General features: G+C 45.3%; 21 protein-coding genes. 5 read left to right on the forward strand and 16 right to left on the reverse strand.

Annotated features, from left to right (window positions below; translation table 11 throughout):
* Nucleotides 1–18: 18 nt before the first annotated feature.
* The 4 genes from A0126_RS09820 to A0126_RS09835 form a co-directional block, all read right to left on the reverse strand.
* Entirely contained in the window at nt 19–1377 is a 1359-nt protein-coding gene (locus A0126_RS09820) for a cryptochrome/photolyase family protein (protein WP_088837455.1), read from the reverse strand.
* A gap of 113 nt (nt 1378–1490) precedes the next feature.
* The gene (locus A0126_RS09825; RefSeq protein ID WP_088837456.1) at nt 1491–4925 is read right to left on the reverse strand and encodes a pyruvate carboxylase; all 3435 of its coding nucleotides are present in this window, start codon (nt 4923–4925) and stop codon (nt 1491–1493) included.
* The gene (locus A0126_RS09830; protein WP_088837457.1) at nt 4912–6189 is read right to left on the reverse strand and encodes an FtsW/RodA/SpoVE family cell cycle protein; all 1278 of its coding nucleotides are present in this window, start codon (nt 6187–6189) and stop codon (nt 4912–4914) included. The genes A0126_RS09825 and A0126_RS09830 overlap by 14 nt, the downstream gene beginning before the upstream one ends.
* A gap of 69 nt (nt 6190–6258) precedes the next feature.
* Nucleotides 6259–6537 (reverse strand): Fpa/YlaN family protein, encoded by a 279-nt coding sequence (locus A0126_RS09835; RefSeq protein ID WP_029330942.1) that lies wholly within the window; start codon nt 6535–6537, stop codon nt 6259–6261.
* Nucleotides 6538–6659: 122 nt separating this feature from the next.
* On the opposite strand from A0126_RS09835, the gene A0126_RS09840 reads away from it, so the two are divergent.
* Nucleotides 6660–7121, forward strand: coding sequence for a hypothetical protein (locus A0126_RS09840; protein WP_088837458.1), 462 nt, complete (start codon nt 6660–6662; stop codon nt 7119–7121).
* Nucleotides 7122–7185: 64 nt separating this feature from the next.
* On the opposite strand, the gene A0126_RS09845 is transcribed toward A0126_RS09840, so the two are convergent.
* A complete protein-coding gene (locus A0126_RS09845; RefSeq protein WP_088837459.1) occupies nt 7186–8502 on the reverse strand; it encodes a PhoH family protein in 1317 nt (438 codons plus the stop codon).
* A 39-nt stretch (nt 8503–8541) separates the two neighbouring features.
* Entirely contained in the window at nt 8542–8994 is a 453-nt protein-coding gene (locus A0126_RS09850) for a PNPOx family protein (RefSeq protein ID WP_088837460.1), read from the reverse strand.
* Between the two features lie 120 nt (nt 8995–9114).
* On the opposite strand from A0126_RS09850, the gene A0126_RS09855 reads away from it, so the two are divergent.
* Nucleotides 9115–9318, forward strand: a complete 204-nt coding sequence (locus A0126_RS09855) for a YlaI family protein (protein ID WP_088837461.1) — start codon at nt 9115–9117, stop codon at nt 9316–9318.
* 75 nt (nt 9319–9393) lie between these two features.
* Here A0126_RS09855 and A0126_RS09860 read toward each other — a convergent pair whose 3' ends face one another.
* From A0126_RS09860 to typA, 3 genes are all read right to left on the reverse strand, one after another.
* The gene (locus A0126_RS09860) at nt 9394–10446 is read right to left on the reverse strand and encodes a PQQ-dependent sugar dehydrogenase (protein ID WP_157898487.1); all 1053 of its coding nucleotides are present in this window, start codon (nt 10444–10446) and stop codon (nt 9394–9396) included.
* Between the two features lie 126 nt (nt 10447–10572).
* Nucleotides 10573–10926: a YlaH-like family protein gene (locus tag A0126_RS09865; RefSeq protein ID WP_088837463.1), complete on the reverse strand. Its 354-nt coding sequence runs from the start codon at nt 10924–10926 to the stop codon at nt 10573–10575.
* Nucleotides 10927–10954: 28 nt separating this feature from the next.
* Nucleotides 10955–12802, reverse strand: a complete 1848-nt coding sequence (gene typA, locus A0126_RS09870; RefSeq protein WP_029330949.1) for a translational GTPase TypA — start codon at nt 12800–12802, stop codon at nt 10955–10957.
* 185 nt (nt 12803–12987) lie between these two features.
* On the opposite strand from typA, the gene A0126_RS19155 reads away from it, so the two are divergent.
* On the forward strand, nt 12988–13158 hold the full coding sequence (locus tag A0126_RS19155) for a DUF5325 family protein (protein WP_157898488.1): 171 nt from the start codon (nt 12988–12990) through the stop codon (nt 13156–13158).
* Between the two features lie 17 nt (nt 13159–13175).
* Here A0126_RS19155 and A0126_RS09875 read toward each other — a convergent pair whose 3' ends face one another.
* From A0126_RS09875 to A0126_RS09885, 3 genes are all read right to left on the reverse strand, one after another.
* On the reverse strand, nt 13176–13955 hold the full coding sequence (locus A0126_RS09875) for an inositol monophosphatase family protein (protein WP_088837464.1): 780 nt from the start codon (nt 13953–13955) through the stop codon (nt 13176–13178).
* 121 nt (nt 13956–14076) lie between these two features.
* Nucleotides 14077–14265, reverse strand: coding sequence for a hypothetical protein (locus tag A0126_RS09880; protein WP_029330952.1), 189 nt, complete (start codon nt 14263–14265; stop codon nt 14077–14079).
* Nucleotides 14266–14545: 280 nt separating this feature from the next.
* Nucleotides 14546–14818, reverse strand: a complete 273-nt coding sequence (locus A0126_RS09885) for a UPF0223 family protein (RefSeq protein ID WP_029330953.1) — start codon at nt 14816–14818, stop codon at nt 14546–14548.
* Between the two features lie 132 nt (nt 14819–14950).
* Here A0126_RS09885 and A0126_RS09890 point away from each other — a divergent pair, with 132 nt between their 5' ends.
* Nucleotides 14951–16438: an aminotransferase class I/II-fold pyridoxal phosphate-dependent enzyme gene (locus tag A0126_RS09890; RefSeq protein WP_088837465.1), complete on the forward strand. Its 1488-nt coding sequence runs from the start codon at nt 14951–14953 to the stop codon at nt 16436–16438.
* Nucleotides 16439–16602: 164 nt separating this feature from the next.
* Here the strand turns inward: A0126_RS09890 and lpdA are convergent, their stop codons facing one another.
* The 4 genes from lpdA to pdhA form a co-directional block, all read right to left on the reverse strand.
* On the reverse strand, nt 16603–18015 hold the full coding sequence (lpdA, locus tag A0126_RS09895; protein WP_088837466.1) for a dihydrolipoyl dehydrogenase: 1413 nt from the start codon (nt 18013–18015) through the stop codon (nt 16603–16605).
* A 3-nt stretch (nt 18016–18018) separates the two neighbouring features.
* Nucleotides 18019–19314, reverse strand: coding sequence for a dihydrolipoamide acetyltransferase family protein (locus tag A0126_RS09900; RefSeq protein ID WP_029330956.1), 1296 nt, complete (start codon nt 19312–19314; stop codon nt 18019–18021).
* A 97-nt stretch (nt 19315–19411) separates the two neighbouring features.
* The gene (locus A0126_RS09905; RefSeq protein ID WP_088837467.1) at nt 19412–20389 is read right to left on the reverse strand and encodes an alpha-ketoacid dehydrogenase subunit beta; all 978 of its coding nucleotides are present in this window, start codon (nt 20387–20389) and stop codon (nt 19412–19414) included.
* A gap of 3 nt (nt 20390–20392) precedes the next feature.
* Nucleotides 20393–21475, reverse strand: coding sequence for a pyruvate dehydrogenase (acetyl-transferring) E1 component subunit alpha (gene pdhA / locus A0126_RS09910; RefSeq protein WP_026827895.1), 1083 nt, complete (start codon nt 21473–21475; stop codon nt 20393–20395).
* A gap of 378 nt (nt 21476–21853) precedes the next feature.
* Here pdhA and def point away from each other — a divergent pair, with 378 nt between their 5' ends.
* Nucleotides 21854–22393 (forward strand): peptide deformylase, encoded by a 540-nt coding sequence (gene def / locus A0126_RS09915; RefSeq protein WP_029330958.1) that lies wholly within the window; start codon nt 21854–21856, stop codon nt 22391–22393.
* Nucleotides 22394–22436: the final 43 nt, after the last annotated feature.

The raw sequence follows: 22436 nt of genomic DNA on the forward strand, positions 1-22436 counted from the left end.
TACCGCGTTCGTAGTTTATTACTTTTTAAAGCGAGCAATCGCCCGTTTACGTGCCATATCATGCTCAACGATTGGTTTTGGGTAATCATAGTCTTCACGTTGCTGGTCTGTTGGTTCATGAATGAATTTATTCGGCAAGTCCTTAATCTCTGGTACATATCGACGAATGAAGTCACCAGACGCATCAAATTTTTTCGATTGGGTCGTCGGATTGAAGACACGGAAGTATGGTACGGCGTCCGTTCCGACAGATGCTGCCCACTGCCATCCCCCGATGTTTGAAGCCGCTTCATAGTCGACTAACTTCTTCTGAAAATATTGTTCACCCTTTTGCCAATCGACTAACAAATCTTTTGTTAAAAAGGAGGCTACAATCATCCGGAGCCGGTTATGCATCCAGCCCGTTGTGTTCAGCTGACGCATCGCCGCATCAACGATGGGATAACCTGTCTCACCTTTTTTCCACGCGTCAAACCCCGTCTCGTCGTCTTCCCATTGAATGTCATTATACTGCTCGTTTACCGGTAGACGTTTTGACTCTGGATGGTGCATCAAAATTGTATAGTAAAATTCACGCCAAATTAATTCCGTCAAATAGGTTTGTTTTCCTTTTGAAGCAGCTGCTTGCTCAACCTGCGTATAAATGGTCCGAATGCTGATTTCTCCCGTCCGCAGGTAACGTGACATCCGACTCGTTCCGTCGATTGACGGGATATCCCGATTTTCTTCGTACTGTTCGAGTCCGCTCGAGATGAACTGATGTAAACGGTCCTGCGCATTTTCTTCACCCACCTGAAAATCAACCTCGGATTGAGCCTGTTTAAAGTACTCCTCAATGAACGAGTTGTCATTTTGGTGTTTTTTATACTGGGCTTGCAGACGATCGAGATTCACTTGGACTGGTTCTGGAAGATCTTTTTTTAAGAACGCATTTTTATATGGTGTGAACACTTTATAATAGCCACCATCATTTTTCTTGACTGCATGCGGATGCAACAAATGACGATCAAGTACACGATCCGTCTGTTGACGCTGACGTTTTTTAATAATCGCATCATCGCGCGTTTTAAACGGTTCGACGTATTCGGCGTTAAAAATTAAATGGTCTGCCATAGCTGTTTCCTCTAAGAACTTCGCTTCGTCCCCTTCAATAAAACGAATCGGCAAGCCCTTTGTTTTACAGTTATCCGAAAAGTGCTCCAGCGCTTGAAAGAAATACTGTTGTCTCGCTTCGTAAGAACCGATATAGTCCGGGTTAAGCCAAAAAACAAATTCCACGGTCGCTTGATCGTCCTGCTCGAGGTATTCTACCGCTTTCGCCAACATTTGATTATCCTGAAGTCGAAAGTCACTTCTAATCCAACAGATGATATTCATTCCTAGCTCCTCCTCCGATAATACTGCTTAAAAAGAAAAACAGGCTAGCCGCCATGCGTCTGCCTGTTTTTCATCGATTCTATTTTAAAGTTATCGAATCACCACGCTACGAATCAGATGAATTCAATTAATAAATCTTGGCTTGCGATTGCTTCGCCTTCGTTGACATGGACGGCTTTAATTTCTCCGTCTTCCGGTGCTTGAATCGTCGTTTCCATTTTCATCGCCTCCGTGACGAGCAATTGCTCCCCTTTACGGACACGTGCTCCTGGTTCGACAAGAACTTTCAGGACACTTCCCGGCATCGATGCACCAATCTGTTTCGGGTTCGACCGGTCCGCCTTCGGACGACTGGACGAACTTTCCTTGACGCTAATGTCCTTGACTTCAACTTCACGCGGAACACCATTCATTTCGTAGTAAACGATTCGCACACCGTGATCATTCGGCTGTCCGACTTGAATCAACTTGAGGTACAACGTTTTACCACGTTCGATTTCGACTTCGATCGTTTCACCGAGTCGCATGCCGTGGAAGAATGTACTCGTATCAAGGACCGAGACGTCTCCATAACGTGCGACATATGAACTATAATCCATGAATACTTTCGGATAAAGCGCGTACGCAAGCGCATCAAATTCAGTAATCGGTCGTTCGAGCTTTTCAAACAATTCGTGTTTGATGGCATCAAAGTTAAGCGGCTCCATCATTTTCCCTGGACGTTCTGTTAATGGTGCGACACCTTTGAGGATCGCATCTTGCACTTGTTTCGGGAACCCATCCGGAGGTGTGCCAAGCTCACCTTTCATCAGTTCGACGACTGAATCCGGGAAATCGAGCCCACTCGCACGATGTAAGACGTCTTCTTCTGTCAAGTGATGTTGGACCATGAACAAGGCCATATCTCCTACTACTTTAGACGACGGTGTTACTTTGACGATGTCACCAAACAACATGTTGACGCGGGCGTACATACTCTTGACTTCCGACCAACGATCTCCGAGTCCTACTGCTTTTGCCTGTTGTTGAAGATTCGAATATTGACCGCCCGGCATTTCATGGTCGTAAACGGTTGGATTCGGTGCTAACATATCGAGTTCGAACGCTTTATACAAGTGACGAACATCTTGCCAATAATCTGAAATTTGTTCGAATTTCTGTGCTGAAACAAGTGGCTGACGCGGGTGTCCACTCAGCGCATGGATTAAACTTCCTCCTGCTGGTTGACTCGTTAAGCCGGCCATACTCGAAGCAGCGACATCGACGACGTCAACACCGGCATCGACTGCACGGGCATACGTGTAGATTCCGTTCCCACTCGCATCATGTGTATGGAGGTGGATCGGTAAATCGACTGCATCTTTTAAAGCAGAGACTAACGCATACGCTGCTTCCGGCTTTAACAGACCCGCCATATCTTTGATTGCGATGATGTGCGCGCCACTTGCTTCCAATCGTTTCGCTAACTTGACGTAATACGGTAAGTGGTACTTCGGACGATTCGCATCGAACAGATCGCCTGTATAACAGACGGCTGCTTCTGCAATCTTCCCTGTCGGTAAGACCGCGTCAATTGCTAATTGGATTGATTCCGGATTGTTCAAGCTATCAAAGATTCGGAAGACATCAACGCCTGCTTGGGCCGCTTCCTTGACGAAAGCATGAATGACGTTGTCCGGATAGTTTTTATAACCGACTGCATTCGCACCACGTAATAGCATTTGAATCAAGACGTTTGGCATTTGTTCACGTAATTTCATTAAACGAGTCCAAGGATCTTCTGACAAGAAACGATATGCTACATCGAACGTCGCGCCACCCCACGCCTCGACCGAGAACAATTCCGGCAAGAGTTTTGCTTCTGCTTCTGCAATCGCTACTAAATCTTTCGTCCGCATCCGCGTCGCAAGTAACGACTGGTGTGCATCCCGGAACGTCGTGTCTGTCAACAAGACCTGTTCTTGTGCTTTCAACCAATTCGCAACACCAACCGGCCCTTCTGCATCAAGTAACGCTTTCGTGCCCGCTTGATACGTCGTTGGTAAATCTTTCGGAATCCGAACGTCACGTGCTAACGGTTTGTCGATTTTTCCGATACCAGGGAATCCATTGACAGAAACTTCGCCGATATACGTTAATAACTTTGTTCCACGGTCTTGCCGTTTCGGGAAGATGAATAATTCTTGCGTATCATCGATGAAGGACGTGTTGTAGTCACCACTGATGAATGCATGGTGTTTCAAGACGTTGCTTAGGAACGGAATGTTTGTTTTGATTCCACGGATCCGGAACTCACTTAAGTTTCGGCTCATCTTCGCGACAGCTTGATCGTACGTCAGGCCGTGCGTTGAGATTTTAACGAGCAGTGAATCATAGTATGGTGAGATTTCTGCACCGACGTAAGCATTCCCTCCGTCAAGACGGACTCCGAAACCGCCGGGTGAGCGGTAAGCTTTAATTTTTCCCGTATCGGGTAAAAAGCCGTTTTCTGGATCTTCCGATGTAATCCGGCTTTGAATCGCGAAACCAAGCATCTGAATCTCTTCTTGCACCGGAATTCCAACGAGCTCACTATGAAGCGACTCACCTTCTGCCACCCGGATTTGCGTTTGTACGATGTCGACGCCTGTAATCATCTCCGTGATTGTGTGCTCGACCTGGACACGCGGGTTAACTTCGATAAAGTAGAACGATTCATCTTGCGTCACTAGGAACTCGACTGTTCCTGCATTCTCGTACCCGACGTGTTTCATTAGCGTTACTGCCGCGTCACAAATTTTCTTCCGTCCTGCATCGGAAAGCGTGACACATGGTGCCACTTCGACAACCTTTTGATGTCGACGCTGAACAGAGCAATCACGTTCGAACAAGTGAATGATATTACCATGGGCATCGCCAATGATTTGGACTTCGATATGTTTCGGTCGTTCAATTAATTTCTCAATGTATATTTCGTCTGATCCGAAAGCCTTTAATGCTTCTGATTTCGCACGCTCAATCATTTCCGGCAGCTCTTCCTCTGTCCGGACAACGCGCATACCGCGTCCCCCTCCACCAAGAGAAGCTTTAACCATCAATGGATAACCTGTTTTTTCAGCAAAAGCATAGGCTTCTTCCATCGTTGAAATCGGACCGTCCGTTCCCGGAATGACTGGTAAGCCGGCTTCGATTGCTGTCGTACGCGCTCGTACCTTGTCACCGAATTTATAAAGATGTTCTTCTTGTGGACCGATGAAGATGATGCCTTCTTCACGGCAACGTTTTGCGAGTTCAATGTTTTCAGACAGAAAACCATACCCTGGGTGAATCGCGTCACACTCTGCTTTTTTAGCAGTTGCGATGATACCTTCAATGTCTAGGTACGCTTCGATTGGTTTCTTCCCCTCACCAATCCTATATGCTTCGTCTGCTTTATAACGGTGAAGCGATCCCATGTCTTCTCTCGAATAAATCGCAACTGTCCGAATGCCTAATTCGGTTGCTGCCCGAAATACTCGGATTGCGATTTCACCACGGTTTGCTACAAGAATCTTTTTAATTTTTGTCAACTGATGCTCCCCCTTTTGTTAATGAACTCGTTGCGCTCATCGTCCGTGCATCTTGCACTTCTTTATGATACGCTATTCGATGTTTATTTTGCATGGAAATATTCGCCAGCACACCGAGCATCGTACTCATGACGAGTAACGAAGACCCCCCGTAACTGATGAATGGTAACGTGACCCCGGTTCCCGGGAACAAGCCTGACATGGCACCGATATTGATCGTTGTCTGGATGAAGATGATGGAAGAAATACCAATCGCCATCATGCTTGAATACAGCGAAACACATTTTTGGGCGATTCTCGCACCTTGAAACATTAAGAAAAACAGTAATCCAAGGACGACAAGTACGCCGACAAATCCAAGTTCTTCCGAAATGATTGACATGATGTAATCGGTCTCTGGTTCAGGTAGATACCCATATTTCTGAAAACTGTTCCCTAACCCGACGCCGAACACGCCTCCATGGGCAATTGAAATGACCGAATTGATCAATTGATAGCCTTTTCCCTCCGCATCGAGGAACGGGTTAAAGATGACATGAATTCGTTTCAGCTGATTCTCTGAAAAATTATTATACGCATAGAAACCAACTAACGGTATTGCGATGAACCCTAATGTGATGTAACCACTCGGTAATCCGACAGCAAACCAAATCATTGCCGTAATCAACAACAAGATGAACAATCCCCCATCATCGGGTTGCATCCGGATGATGATTGCATAAGGTGCCAGCAAGACGAGCATCGGAATTAAAATCCAATCAGACAAACTAAGTAACATCCGCTTGCCCGCGGAAGAGGGAGAGATTTGACGGTGGATGAAGTGATGAACGATTCCGATTACGCCATTCAACGTCCCTTTTTGTTTTTGATCAAAGTAATTCGCTAACCCGACGACTAAGACGAATTTACAGAGCTCGATCGGTTGAATCAAAAAAACACCAAAGTTCAACCACGCTCGTGCCCCGTTCAACGGTTCAGAAAACAACGTCGCCATCAACATCACCCATGTGATGAGATACAAGACTAAACGAAAAATCGGACCTCGAAGCACTTCATGATTGAGATGCGCAACAAATAAAAATGCCACGATTGCCAAGCCGTCAAACATCAGTTGTTTCTCGAAAAACGAAGTGTTCGCATAATCGCCACCGTTCCAAACACTAGCGCTATAAACCATCACCGTACTGATTGCCATCAGAATCAACATCGTAAAGAACAAGCGAAAGTCAAAAAATGCTCGTCTTTCTTTAAACTTCGATTGCATATGTACACGTCCCTTTTCTAGTTCTAAAAAAAAATACCCAAACGCCGCATTTCACGTTTGAGTAGAAAATCAGCACGTCTCCGCATCATGTAAGTCAGATAGTTGCTGTTCAAGTGATTCGAGTAATTGTTTCCCTTCACTCGCATCAATCAGTTCAAGACGAACGGCAAAATCAATTTGGCGTGACAATCCGAACATTTGTGTATCCAATACTTCCTCATAAAGAGGACATTGTGGCATCGTTAAATTCGCAAGCTGGACCTCGATCAACCGGCGGATTTTATGGGCATCCGCTTCTAGTAGCTCAAGAGCGCGCTGGCGATGAACTGTCCCGATTTCAGTTGACAATCCAATCCCTCCTCATCAAATGACGCGTTCCTGTTATAGATAAACTTTACCTTACTTTCGCTAACAATTCAACGTTTCGGTATAATGGATTTGTAGCATTCACACATTTAGGGGGAATAGAGATGATTTTTCCAATCACAGGTAAGGTACGGTACACATTAACGATTGATCCAACCGTCTGGATCTTTGACGATCGTAAGATTGCGGTCGAACAAATCGGACAAGAGACAGAGCATAATGCCGCTGAATCATACTATGCGAAAATGGGGGCTGCTTGGGACAAGGGGATTACGGAAGGGAGTCGGACCGATCACAATAAACCGATGACGCGCGAAGAAAAAGATGACGCACTCCGCGGGACGTTCGCGATGCCACTCCTTCCATTCATCACAAATGCCGAAGTACTAAACGATGCCTCACAATTACGTTTTGAAGGAATCGATACCGTCGAACTCCCACTCGAGGTACTGCCTCAACTCTACTTACAATTTTCAAAAGACGGGAAAGTCTTAACCGATGGTCCCGTTCATTTACTTTATCAAGATCAAGTCGTCCGTTCGGTCAATCGGATCACTGTCATCTAATAGCAAACTGCCCTCTTTTCCTTCTAACGTTAACGACTGAAGGAAAAGAGGGCAGTTTTATTTTTTAAAGCAAGTCGGCCGCAAGACGCGCGAGGTTCGACCGTTCCCCTTTGACGAGTTTGACGTGCCCTGTCATTTGTTCACCTTTTAACCGTTCAACTGCATAGGATAGACCATTTGAATATTCATCGAGATACGGATGGTCAATTTGTTGCGGATCCCCGACGAGAACAATTTTCGAGTTTTCCCCGACACGAGTCAAAATCGTTTTCACTTCATGTTTCGTTAAGTTTTGTGCTTCATCGATGATGATGAACTGTCCCGGCATACTCCGCCCGCGGATATAAGTTAATGCCTCAAGCTGAATCGATTTCATGCCCGCTAGGATATTTCCAAGTTCATCACCCGAACCCGTATTGAACAAATGCTCCAAATTATCATAAATCGGTTGCATCCATGGTCGAAGCTTCTCTTCCATCTCACCCGGTAAATAGCCGATGTCATTTCCCATCGGAACGACAGGACGCGCGACGACTAGTTTTTTATAACGATGTTCATCTTCGACTTGCAACAACCCGGCCGCAAGTGCGAGCAATGTTTTCCCCGTTCCTGCCTTGCCGACGAGTGTAACGAGCGGAACATCATCCCGAAGTAACAATTCGAACGCCATGCGCTGTTGAACGTTACGGGGGACGACACCCCATACTTGATTGATATCAAGCGAAAGTGCCCGGATGATAGGCAATTCCTGATCGACGACAGCGAAAGCTGAAGCTTTCGATACATTGCTTTTTAAAATGACGAATTGATTCGGATAAACTTTTTCATTCAAGATATCCACTGAGAGTCGTTTGTCTTCGTAAAAGGCATCGATGTATTCCTGGTCGACGACTGCTTCAATGAAACCCGTATATAACCCTGTCAAATCCGCAATATGATCCGTCAAGTAATCTTCTGCGACAAGTCCGTACGCATCTGCCTTTACACGAACGAGAATATCTTTTGAGACGAGAATGACGTCACGTCCACTCTGTAGTTCCTGCTGCTCTCGATGAATCGACCACGCCAACTCGAGAATCTTATTGTCATTCGATTCATGTGTGAACGGTGAGACGTCACTGATCGTGTCGCCGATGTCGACACGAAGGATGCCGCCATTTCCGAGCGGGACCCCTGCATGAAGATGCCCCGCTTCCCTTAATTGGTCCAAAATCCGCGCGGTCTCTCGAGCATTCCGCCCGACTTCATCCATATTTCGTTTTTTCCCGTCCAGCTCTTCTAAGACGATTGCCGGTATGACGACATCATGTTCTTGGAATTGAAATAAAGATAATGGATCGTGGAGCATGACATTAGTATCGAGCACGTATATTTTTTTCATTCCATCGTTCGCCCCTTTAGAGTCGAGTTTTGATGAATGTTACGCTTTTAGAATCGCATGCATTTGTTGATCTAGACGTAACGCTGCCGTTTCGTCATACGTTTTCTCGATACGAGGACGATTGGATACAGCGGCTCCGTAAAATAAAATATCGCGTACTTCTTCTACCATTCCTTCGTAAAATGCAAGCTTTAATGGCACTTCGGCTGCCGGATCCCAGCGCTTAACCTCCGTACACGTCAAGCTATAGGCAGATTGATCGGCAAAGAAAATTAATGTGAAAACAGGATGCTCTGCCAACGTCTTGACGATATGCGAATCGGCTTCAATCGCAAATCGGACCGTTTGTTCATCTTTTGCATAAACCCAACTGATTGCATGAGTGATGGGCCAACTTTTCGATTGATCGTGCGTGATTAAAAAAACGAGTGGTAAATCGGATAACGCTTCGAGTTGCTTTAGATTCAGACGATGTTCCATTTTATTTGCCATGGTGTCACCCCCCTATTTATCTTACTGACTTAGTTTCGAGTCATGTTGTTCAATTCCCTTTTTTACATCTGAATAATCTTTTAATATGGTATACTAGTAAAAAAAGAGGAGGACCTCGAAATGCGTGTAAAATGTACTATCTGCGATAAACGCGAAACGATCGACGACTGGTCCTTCGCAGCAAAACGCTTACGTAACAAACCGGTTCGCATCTATTTGTGCGATGAATGCAATGAGCGTATCGAGCAACGGACGATTGCGCGCGAAGCAACCGGGAACTTTAACTTATATCCGACGTGGGCGTCTGCTAAAAAAAGATGGTGACGGCTTACTTTCTATGCTGAAGTAACTTTGAGCTCCTCTGACATCCGGATGATGTCGAAGGAGCTTTTCATATCTTTACGGGTCGAAGCGGACAAAAACATCATCATTCTTCCCAGGATTTCCACGGCCGTCCGTATTGTTCGTAAGGAAATATAGTGCAGTTCCATCTGTCGTGACGTCACGAATGCGTCCACGATCCGTTACGACTTGTTCGACTTGCTTCGTGCTCTCTTCAATCGAGCGAAGGCTCTGCCCGACCAACGTACCGAAATACAACTTCCCATCAAGTTCCGTCACCCCGCTTGGTGCAACGGAGCGATTTCCCACTTCATACCACGGTGTGACTAATCCTTGTTGTTTTTCCGTCCCCTCAATCAACGGCCATCCATAATTTTTCTGTTCAATCTTATTGATTTCATCATGTCCGCTTTGACCATGTTCGGTCGCAAAAAGCTGATTTCCGACAAAAACAAGACCTTGTGGATTACGATGACCATAACTATAGACGTATCCCTCCAGATTCCCTTCAACCGGCTCTCCCGTTAAGTCCATCCGTAAAATTTTTCCGGCCAAAGAGGACAGCTTCTGCGCGTTCTCGGGAACTGCAGCATCTCCTGCTGTGACGTACAGGTAACCATCCGGCCCAATCTCGATTCGACCGCCATTATGAATCGAGGACCCAGGAATGCCATCCAGTAAAATGCTTTTCTCCGTCCAGTCCCCATCCTTCCGTTCGATTGAAATGACACGATTCCGTAGCTCACCTGCTTGTTCATACGTATGGTATACATAAGCGAGCTGATTCTCTTCAAAGTCGGGATCAAGGGCCATTCCAAGTAGTCCACCTTCCCCTTCCGCCACGACTTCTTCCGTCAGACGTGGGGCTGTTCGCGAATAATCCCCTTGCGTTCCTTCGACGATTTTTCCATCTCGTTCTGTAATATAAAATGTATCCCCTGACATCTCGACATTCCAAGGTGCCTGCAGGGACTCGAAAATGATGTCGGCTCCCTCTTCAGTCTCTTGTTTAGCATCTGTTTGACTCGACTCCTCCGTCTTTGAATCAGTCGCGCAACCGACTAATAACATCGTAAGACTCAGCGGGGCGAGCCAGCTCCATTTATTCATTTTCATCACTCCTTAAAGGTTTTTCCCCTGACTTTCTCGTTTCTATTCCTTTATTTACCGATTGAACGATAAAACAAAAAGTCCGCCTTCACAAGGAAGACGGACTTTTAAACGAATCAAATGAATTTAAGATGCAGTCTGTTCTCGATCGCGTTTGACACGCCACATCCGGAAACGATAAATCCCGAGGATGGCGACCATCGCAAGCAATACTTCAGGAATCGGCCACGTCCAAAAGACGAGTGTTAAAGCCGCTGAAAAGACAGCTAATAAAAGATAGACGATCAGCGATTTCCACCAAGCTAATTCCTTTGCAAAACCTAGCTTAAACACGACGAGCGTCAAAATGACGACCGTAATCATCAATGCATTGAAACCCGCACTTAAGTTATTCGGATCACTCCCGACGCCAAGAAACCTGGCGACGGCAGGAATATCGAATTTCGAGAAATCAGAAGCAACGGCAGGTTGTGCAGACATTGCCAGTCCCCCTTACATTGTTAAGAACTCAGTCTTTTCCAAGACGACGACGTTTGTCTTGTTTTTCACGTTCGTTCTTGTTCAACACTTGTTTACGAAGACGAACTGATTCCGGTGTAATTTCACAGTACTCATCTTCATTCAAGAATGTTAATGATTCTTCAAGTGAGAAGACACGTGGACGTTTAAGAACGTTTGTCGTATCTTTCGCAGATGCACGCATGTTCGTCAATTGTTTCGCTTTAACAACGTTAACAGCGAGATCGACGTCACGGTTACATTCCCCGATAATCATTCCTTCATATACTTCAAGGCCTGGCTCGATGAAGATCGTTCCACGGTCTTCAAGAGCAGAGATTGCGTAAGCAGTCGCTTTTCCTGTTTCAATCGAAACCATAACACCACTACGACGACCACCGATGTCTGCGTTGATGAACGGACGGTACTCTTCGAATGTGTGGTTCATGATGCCGTATCCGCGTGTTGCAGATAAGAATTCGTTACGGTAACCAATCAAACCGCGTGAAGGAACGATGAATTCCATTTTCGTTTGACCGTTATCCATTGTTTGCATGTTCGTCAATTCACCTTTACGGAGACCGATCGATTCCATGACTCCACCAGTATACTCTTCAGGAGTATCGATGACGACGCGCTCAAACGGCTCGACTTTAACGCCATCTTCAACTTTGATGATTACCTGTGGTTTCGAAACTTGAATTTCGTAACCTTCACGACGCATGTTTTCGATCAAGATACCAAGGTGAAGCTCACCACGACCTGAAACAATCCAGCGGTCAGGAGAATCTGTGTTTTCGATACGAAGCGAAACATCTGTTTCAAGTTCTTTTTCAAGACGCTCTTCGATTTTACGTGAAGTAACGAGATCCCCTTCACGACCAGCGAATGGCGAGTTGTTGACGATGAACGTCATTTGAAGTGTTGGCTCATCAATCCGAAGCAATGGAAGTGGATCGACGTGTGACGTTGGACACACTGTTTCACCGACGTTGATATCTTCCATACCTGCGATTGCGATCAAGTCTCCAGCTTTCGCTGCTTCGATTTCAACGCGTTTAAGGCCGAAGTATCCGAATAATTTCGTTACACGGAAGTTTTTGATTGATCCATCAAGTTTAGAAAGCGAAACGCTATCGCCGACTTTGATTTCTCCACGGAAGACACGACCAACTCCGATACGACCAAGGTAGTTGTCATAATCAAGCATCGTAACTTGGAACTGAAGTGGATCCATGCTGTTATCGACAGGTGCTGGTGTGTGCTCAAGAATCAAATCAAGAACGTTCGTAATTGTATCTTCTTGTTTATCAAGTTCAGGTTCAAATGAACTTGAGCCGTTGACTGCCGATGCATAAACGACTGGGAATTCGAGTTGATCTTCGTCTGCGCCAAGATCGATTAAAAGATCGACGACTTCATCGACGACTTCGAGTGGACGAACCATCGGCTTGTCGATTTTGTTGACGACGACGATTGGTTGTAATCCTTGCTCGAGTGCTTTTTTCAATACGAAACGTGTTTGTGGCATACAGCCTTCACGTGCATCGACGACGAGGATAACGCCATCTACCATACGCATGATACGTTCAACTTCTCCACCGAAATCGGCGTGACCTGGTGTATCAACGATGTTGATGCGGGTATTTTTATAATCGATTGCTGTGTTTTTCGCGAGGATTGTGATTCCGCGTTCACGCTCGATATCATTTGAGTCCATTGCGCGTTCTTCAACTAGTTCATTCGCACGGAATGTCCCAGATTGTTTTAAAAGCTCATCGACGAGTGTCGTTTTACCATGGTCAACGTGGGCGATGATCGCGACGTTGCGTAAATCAGTTCTTACTAAAGTTGTCATAAGTGTGTACCTCTTTCTATTCATTTAAATAATCCAACATTACTTTCGGTCAACTTTAAGAGTATAGCACAGGTTGAGTGGCAGTTGGCAATGACTATGATTCAAGCTTATAGCGAAAGCCTTTTCATTGACCCCGTTTCACGCTAAACTAAATACGTACTCACGTAAAACGAGGGGGAAATGATATGCGGTTCGTCTTTTTATTGTTGGCAGTATTAGCAGTAGGTTCGATGGCAGCGATCGGGATTTTCATCGCTGAACAAAACATGCTGATGGTCTTCATCTCGCTACTTCTAGTATTTGTTTCGATGGGCGTCGGTTTTGTTTTGAAAGCCCGCCTTCGGAGACAGTCTTAAACGTCCTTACGGGCGTTTTATTTATTTACATATGTTAATACGTCTGCGACGAACGTTCGACTCCCTGCAAGAACACTCGTTTGTTCTTGGAAAGTCATCGCGTCGCCTTCAATCGTCCCGACGCGCCCTCCAAGCTCCTCAATCAACAGTTGTCCAGCTGCGTAATCCCATGGCATGTTTCGCATCGTAATGTAGCCGTCAACACGCCCCGCGGCGACCCAAGCGAGTTCAAGCGAGGCGGCACCGACTGCCCGAACCCCAACAGCGTCTTTTACGAGTGGCGCTAGCAATGCTGCATCAATTCTTCGATTGGCAGTCACCCACGTTGCATTCATACAGATGATCGCATCACTAACCGGCTTCTCTTCAATTGGCGCTAATCGAATTCCATTTTCGAATGCGCCCTGTCCTTTAATGCAATGAAACATCTCATCCGCCATGACGTCATACACAAATCCATACTGAAGTTCGCCCTCTACCATGATGGCAATCGAAATCGCAAATAAGCGTTTTTGGCGAATGAAATTCATCGTGCCGTCAATCGGATCGACGAACCAAATCGTGCCACCCAATGTTTCAGGTCGCGCCGCACGCCCTTCTTCTCCATATATATGATGATCTGGATACTGATTCAGGATACCTTCAATTAATAAATCTTCGACATTTTTGTCAATCTCCGTCACTAAGTCACTTTTATTCGTTTTTTCTTCGATATGATACGCATGGTCTATCATCTGACGGATATATTTACCCGCTCGTTTCATTAAATCGATAGCATGTAACTCTATGCCTTGCATGCGCCTCACTCCTTTTATATGATTCCTGTCTTTTCCATAGTAACAAAAAAAGAAAACCAGCGAAAATTTTCGCTGGTTGATTGATTTAATTTATTTGATTTTTAGTTTATCGTTTACTGAATCATGCCTCTAATAACACCATTTCTTGGCGGTATTTTTCGAGACGCTCTTTACTGGCACCAACCGCTTCTGCATCACTTTCTACGATTGCATCGTGCAATGTTGCGAGCTCATAATCAATTTCGAGACGCAATACCGGAATGCGTTTTTCTGCATCTTTTCTCTTGTATGCTTCTATTACTTGTTTCACAGTAACCACACTCCTTCGCGAGATAAATGAACGTTTTAATTATCAGACAATTGCGACTAATTAGTGGATTGAATCTATAATAGTACGATTCAACTTAGATGTAAAGCATCTATTTTTAAAAATTACAGTTTAACGATATCGTCTTGTATGTAATATATAACCCATTTTTCTTTATTCTAAACAACTAATCGGTTTCCCTTTCAGGATATATGTAGGATGCACACTAAAAAAAGACAAGGAATTCCGAATGGGATCCTCGCCTTTCTCTCTTAATCATTCTTCATTTTTTCATTCGTAAAATCGGTTCGTCTTGTTTGATTGCTTGTTGGACCGCACGGTAACTGGAGCAACCTGTTTCTTCGAAATAGAATTGATCGAGTTGTTTTTCTTCCGACTTCGCATTCACGATTTTCTTGAAGGCTTTATATGTCCGCATAAATTCTTCACGTGACACACCTTTTTCGTAAGCTTCTTCAACGATGTTAAAAAAATCAATGACGGTGACGATTTCCTTCGTCGACCAGTCTGGGTTGATGGGATAATTAAGAGCCATCCTGACACATCCTTTCTTCACGATTCTTATTTTACAATGAAATCGAAGATAAAACAGTTGCAACGTTATGAAAACTTGTTATAGTTAGCTTGTTTGATTGTTTTTTTATTCGGTTTTAAGGGGGGAAATCTGGTGCAAACAAAAAGCTTAACACAGCTCGATACACCTTTATTCGATGCGCTACTCGCGCATGCGAAACGTCAACCAATTCAATTTCATATTCCTGGTCATAAAAATGGGCAAGGAATGGATCCTGCATTTCGATCGTTCATCGGTCAAAATGCACTCGATATCGATTTAATCAACATCGCTCCACTCGATGATTTACATCATCCGAAAACGATTATCAAAGATGCCCATCAATTGGCGGCACAAGCATTCCATGCAGATGAAACGTTTTTCTCTGTCCAAGGAACGTCAACGGCAATCATGGCAATGATCATGAGCGTCGTCGGTCCGGACGATAAAATCCTCGTTCCGCGAAATGTCCATAAATCGATCATGTCGGCTATCGTTCTTTCTGGAGCGCACCCGATTTTCATTCACCCTGAATTTGATGAAATGTTTGGAATTGCTCACGGTATCACACCAAGTGCCGTCGAACGTGCCCTCAGTCTTCATCCTGATACGAAGGCGATACTTGTCATTAACCCGACGTACTTCGGTGTCGCAGGCGACCTTGAGAGCATCGTCAAGCTTGCTCATGGGAAAGGGATCCCTGTCCTCGTCGACGAAGCACACGGCGTCCATATCGGCTTCCACGATGATATGCCGCTATCAGCAATGCAAGCAGGGGCTGACTTAGCCGCTACGAGTGTGCACAAACTGGGTGGATCACTCACAGGAAGTTCTGTCTTGAACGTCCGCCGAGGTCTGGTCTCGCCCGATAAAGTCCAGACTGTCCTCTCGATGTTGACGACGACTTCAACATCGTATCTGTTACTCGCTTCACTCGATTGCGCACGGCGCCACCTCGCGATCAATGGTGAGGCAATGAACCGACGCGCACTTGAACTATCGACACGGATGCGAATGGGTCTCGCTAAGTTGCCTTACCTCGCCGTCTTCGGTGAATCGGACTTACATTCGAGTGCGACATTCGCGTTCGACCCGACTAAAGTATTGATTTCGGTCAAAGGACTCGGTATTTCTGGTCACCTCGTCGAAGAGTTCTTACGCGAAGAACACCGGATTGAAGTCGAACTATCAGATTTGAATAACATCCTCTTAATCATCACTTCAGGCGACTCTGAGGAAACGATTGACGCCTTACTGACTGGAATGACTGAACTCGTTGAGCGGTACCGTGATACAGGTGCGAAAACAACTTCACATTCTATCATGTTGCCGGACATACCTGCGCTCGCATTAAGTCCACGCGATGCCTTCTACGAAGAAACGGAAACGATTCCGCTCGCGCAAGCCGTAGGACGGATTTCTGCGGAATTCATGATGGTCTATCCGCCGGGCATCCCGATCTTCATTCCAGGTGAGATGATTACGACGGATAACTTAGCGTATATTAAAGAAAATATCGAAGCGGGTCTTCCTGTCCAAGGGCTTGAGGATCATTCACTCGAAACAATTAAAGTCATTCAACAATCGAATGCCATTCGATGATTCAAACGAAAGCAGACGTTACAGCTTCTCAAAAAAGTACGGGCGCAGGATATCAAATCCTTCGCCCGTACTTTTTATTTTACCAAGACCATACCTTAGCCTCTTGCATATGATAATGAAAAAAAGCCCTTAAGCGGTCGGCTCCCCGCTTAAGGGCTTAAAGCTTATTTCATGATGTGGATTGGGCTACCGATTGCAACTTCAGCAGTTTCCATCGCGATTTCACCAAGTGAAGGGTGTGCGTGGATTGTGAGTGCGATATCTTCAGCAGTCATTCCAGACTCGATTGCGAGTCCCATCTCTGCGATCATGTCAGATGCGCCTGTACCAGCGATTTGAGCACCGATCAAGAGACCGTCTGATTTGCGTGTGATCATTTTCAAGAAGCCGTCTGGCTCGTTGAGTGCAAGGGCACGACCGTTTGCAGCATAAGGGAATTTAGAAGCGAGGTAATCAAGACCTTCTTCTTTCGCTTGTGCTTCTGTATAACCGACTGTTGCGAGTTCTGGGTCTGTGAAGACAACCGCAGGAATCGCGCTATAGTCGAGGTATGCCGGGTGTCCAGCAGCAGCTTCAGCAGCGATTTTCGCTTCGAAAGATGCTTTGTGCGCAAGTGGTGGTCCAGGAACGATGTCCCCGATTGCGTAGATGTTTTCGTTAGACGTACGGCACTGATCGTCGATTTCGACAAGTCCGCGCTCGCTAAGTTTAACTTCAGCCATCTCAAGACCGAGATCAGAAGTGTTCGGGCGACGACCGACAGTGACGAGGACGTAGTCCGCTTCAACTGTTTGTGTTTCACCTTTCACTTCGAACGTTACTTTAACGCCGTCTTCTGTCTCTTCCACACTTTGTGCAAGTGCTTCGTTGTGGATTGTGATGTTGCCTTTTTGTTTGAGTTTTTTCTTAACGACTTGTGTCATTGCCGGCTCAAAACCAGAAAGGATGTCTTTTGTTCCTTCTAAGATGACAACTTCAGTATCGAAGTTAGCATACGCTGTACCAAGCTCCATTCCGATGTATCCGCCACCGATGACGATGAGTTTTTTCGGAAGTTCAGGAAGGTTCAATGCGCCTGTAGAAGAAAGGACACGTTTAGACCATTTGAACGCTGGAAGTTCGATTGGAGTCGAACCTGTTGCAATGATACATTTTTTGAATTTGTAAGGTGTTGAAGAATCTTCGTTGATGATACGAACTGTATCTTCAGATTGGAAGTATGCTTCCCCTACGACTGTTTCGATGTTGTTACCTTTAAGAAGGCCGCCAACACCACCCGTTAATTTGTTAACGACTGATTGTTTCCAAGATTGAACTTTCGAGAAATCGACTGCAACGTTCTCAGATGTGATCCCCATTGAGTCCGAACCTTTTGCATGTTGGAAGTTGTGTCCAGCTGTAATTAACGCTTTTGACGGGATACATCCAACGTTCAAGCAAACACCACCGACGTTTTCACGTTCGACGACTGTTACTTTAAGTCCGAGTTGTGCGCCACGGATTGCAGCGACATAACCACCAGGGCCGGCCCCGATTACGAGTAAATCTGTTTCTTGTGCGAATTCACCTACTACCATTGCTTATCCCTCCATAATGAGAAGTTGTGGGTCGTTCAACAAGCGTTTAACTAGGTTAAGCGCGTTTTGTGCTGTTGCACCATCAATGAGACGGTGGTCAAAGCTGAATGAAAGTGCAAGTACTGGTGCTGCAACGATTTCACCGTTTTTAACGACTGCTTTTTCAGCAATACGGCCGATACCGAGGATTGCAACTTCCGGGTGGTTGATGACAGGTGTGAACCATTGTCCGCCAGCAGAACCGATGTTTGTGATTGTGATCGATCCGCCTTTCATCTCTTCACCAGAAAGTTTACCATCACGTGCTTTACCAGCTAAATCATTGATATCATCAGCGAGTGAGAAGATTGATTTGCGATCTGCGTCTTTGACGACAGGTACGACAAGTCCGTTATCTGTATCCGCTGCGATACCGATGTTGAAGTAGTTTTTGTAGACGATTTCTTCGTTAGCATCATCGATTGAAGCGTTGATAGTCGGGTACTTTTTAGCAGCCGCAGTCAATGCTTTAACGACGAACGGAAGGTAAGTCAATTTCGTACCTTGTGCTGCAGCAACTTCTTTGAAGTTTTTGCGGAGTGCCACGAGGTTCGTTACATCGACTTCGTCCATAAGTGTTACGTGTGGTGCCGTATGTTTCGAGTTGACCATTGCTTTCGAAATCGCTTTACGAATACCTTTGATTTTTTCGCGTGTTTCAAGCTCAGGTTGAGCAGCAACATACGGTTTCACTTCAGCTTTAGGAGCAGATGCTTGTGCAGATGCTTTTTCTTCTGAAGCTGGTGCAGTAGAAGATTGACCACCGTTTGCAAATGCATCGATGTCTTCTTTAACGACGCGACCGTTGTCTCCAGAACCTTGAACTTCACGGATGTCGACGCCTTTTTCACGTGCATATTTACGGACAGAAGGCATCGCGATGACACGTTCTGATTTGTGGATTTGAACTTCAGTCGGCTTGTCTTCGACTTTTTGATCCGTGTCTTGGACATCTTTTGCGTTTTCTTCTGCTTTAGGTTGTTCAGGAGCTGCTTCTTCAGAAGGAGCTGAACCTTCACCTTCGACGTCGAATGAGATTAATACGTCACCAACAACAGCAACGACACCTTCGTCTACTTTTACTTCTTTGACTGTACCATCAACTGGTGACGGGATTTCAACGACCGCTTTATCGTTTTGAACTTCAAGAAGAACGTCGTCCTCTTTTACTGTGTCGCCCGCTTTTACGAACCACTTTACGATTTCGCCTTCGTGAATACCCTCACCGATATCCGGCAATTTGAATTCAAATAAACCCATTTGAATATGCCTCCTTTTATTTCACTCTTCTAGTCAATTGTTATCTTTAAAACGGAAGCAAGGAGAGAATTTCCCCTCTCCTTTTTCCGAATCACGCTTAGAAATTGTAAACTGTTTTTACTTTTTCAACGATATCTTTGTGGTCTGGAATCCAGACGTCTTCACCTTGTGCGAATGGGAAGATTGTATCTGGAGCCGTTACACGAAGAATCGGTGCTTCAAGATCAAGAATTGCACGCTCTTGAATTTCAGTTGCGACCATTGCAGCCACACCTGCTTGTTTTTGAGCTTCTTGAACGACAACGACACGGTTCGTTTTCTTAACTGACGCAACGATTGTATCGATATCGATTGGGCTGATTGTCATCAAGTCGATGATTTCGACGCTGATGTTTTCTTTTTCAAGTTCCTCAGCTGCTTTAAGTGAAGCGTGGACCATCGCGCCGTACGTGACGATTGTAACGTCTGTACCTTCACGTTTGATGTCTGCTTTACCGAGTTCGACCGTGTAGTCCCCTTCAGGAACCTCGCCACGGAATGAACGGTAGAGTTTCATGTGCTCAAGGAAAACGACTGGGTCGTTATCGCGGATTGACGCGATCAAAAGACCTTTTGCATCGTACGGAGTTGACGGGATGACGACTTTAAGTCCTGGTGACTGAGCCATCAATCCTTCTAAGTTATCCGCGTGAAGTTCTGGTGTCTTAACGCCACCACCGAATGGTGAACGGATTGTAACTGGTGCACTGTACGTACCACCTGAACGGTAACGTAGACGCGCGAGCTGAGCTGCTACTGAATCGAACACTTCGAAAACGAAACCGAAGAATTGGATTTCCATGATTGGGCGGAAACCAGTCAAGCTGAACCCGACTGCAAGACCACCAATACCTGACTCGGCGAGTGGTGTATCGAAGACGCGGTCTTCGCCTAATTCATCTTGAAGACCTTCTGTCGCACGGAATACCCCACCGTTTTTACCGACGTCTTCACCGAACAAGAGAACTTGCTCGTCGCGTTTCATCTCGACGCGCATTGCGTCAGTGATCGCTTGGATCATCGTCATTTGTGCCATGGGTTATTTCGACTCCTTTGCTGTATACTCATCAAGCTGCTCTTGCAGGTTTTGTGGTAACTTTTCAGCCATCACGTTGATGAAGTCAGTAACTTTTTGTTTTGGTTCTTTGTCAGCTTGTGCAAGTGCTTCTTTCACATCAGCTTTTGCTTGCTCGATGACTTCGTTTTCTTTGTCTTCGTTCCAAAGACCTTTTGTTTCCATGAACGCACGGAAACGAACGAGTGGATCTTGAGCTTGATACTCATCATCCATATCTTTTGTACGGTAACGTGTCGGATCATCACCAGCGAGTGTGTGTGGTCCGTAACGGTACGTGAGTGTTTCGATCAATGTCGGTACACCGTTGAGTGCTTCGACACGTGCTTGTTTCGTTGCAGCGTAAACTGCGAGAACGTCCATACCGTCAACTTGAATACCGTTGATGCCGGCAGCGACCGCTTTTTGTGCAATTGTTTTTGCCATTGATTGTTTTTCAACCGGCGTCGAAATTGCGAAACGGTTGTTTTGGACAACGAAGATTGCAGGGGCTTTGAATGCTCCAGCAAAGTTCATTCCTTCGTAGAAATCACCTTGTGAAGAACCGCCATCACCTGTATATGTGATTGCTACTTGCTCTTTACCACTTTTCTTAAGACCGAGTGCAACACCGGCAGCTTGAACGATTTGTGCGCCGATGATGATTTGTGGCATTAAGACGTTCACACCTTCAGGAATCTTACCGCCTGTGATGTGTCCACGTGAGAACAAGAATGCTTTGTAGAGTGGGAAGCCATGGAAGACCATCTGTGGAATATCACGGTATCCAGGAAGAATCCAGTCATCCTTATCGAGTGCGAATTGTGTTCCGATCATTGACGCTTCTTGTCCTGCTACTGGAGCATAGAAACCAAGACGTCCTTGACGGTTGAGTGAGATTGCACGTTGGTCCCAGATACGTGTGTATACGAGACGACGCATTAATTCCGTTAATTCTTCATCTGAGAGATCCGGCATAGCGTCTTTGTTGACGACTTCACCTTTCTCGTCAAGAATGCGGAACGTTTCAAAGTTTTCTTCCACGTTTTTAAACATGTTTAAGTTCATCTTTTCACCTCATCCTTTCACTGTGCTCAGCGAAATATTCCTCTGACTGATTTGCCCACATACCAATAGTGTTCAAAAATCGAAGTCCCGTGTGACCTTTCTTGAACATATATCTGTGTACCTATTCAGTTGAGTAAACTGTATTAACATGACTCGACACGATTTGATGTCTTGTTCATTACGTTACAAGTATAAAACTGTAACGCCTATAAAATCAAAGGAAATGTTTTATTTTTTTTTACGACCGTCATTTGTGACGCCTTTCACAAAAACCTTCTGTTTCTCCTTCTGTACTATTCAACTATTTGTAACTGTGTTAGTTATGAATTTCCCCTTTCGCTTGTGCTATAATTTTTATAGATGAAAGGGGTGTTGTTCATGATCACCATGAATGAAATCGTACGCGAAGAAGTTCCGACGCTTCACGAACGATCGGTGGAAGTTACTTTCCCACTCAGTGAGGAAGATAAAGAAACGATGCGCTTGATGCGCGAGTTTCTTGCTAACAGTCAAGATGATGAAATAGCTGAAAAGTACGATTTGCGTAGCGGGATAGGTCTTGCTGCTCCTCAAATCGGTGTCAATAAGCGGATGTTCGCGATTCGACTTCCAGACGGCGACGATCTTTTAGAGTTCGGAATCTATAATCCGAAAATCATCAGCCACTCTGTCGAACAGACGTTTTTAACTGGTGGTGAAGGCTGCCTATCCGTCGACCGTGAAGTCGAAGGTCACGTGCCACGCTATATGCGTATTACCCTTACTGGCATCGATCATAACGGAATTCCTGTAAAATTAAGATTAAAAGGTATGAAAGCCATCGTTTGCCAGCATGAATATGACCATTTAGACGGCATCATGTTTTACGATCGAATCGATAAAAAAGAACCATTCAAGGAATATGGACCTGCCACATGAGCTCTTCCACGCCTTGAAACAAAAAAGCCATTTCCTGATTCAG

The organism is Exiguobacterium sp. N4-1P, from assembly GCF_002214325.1.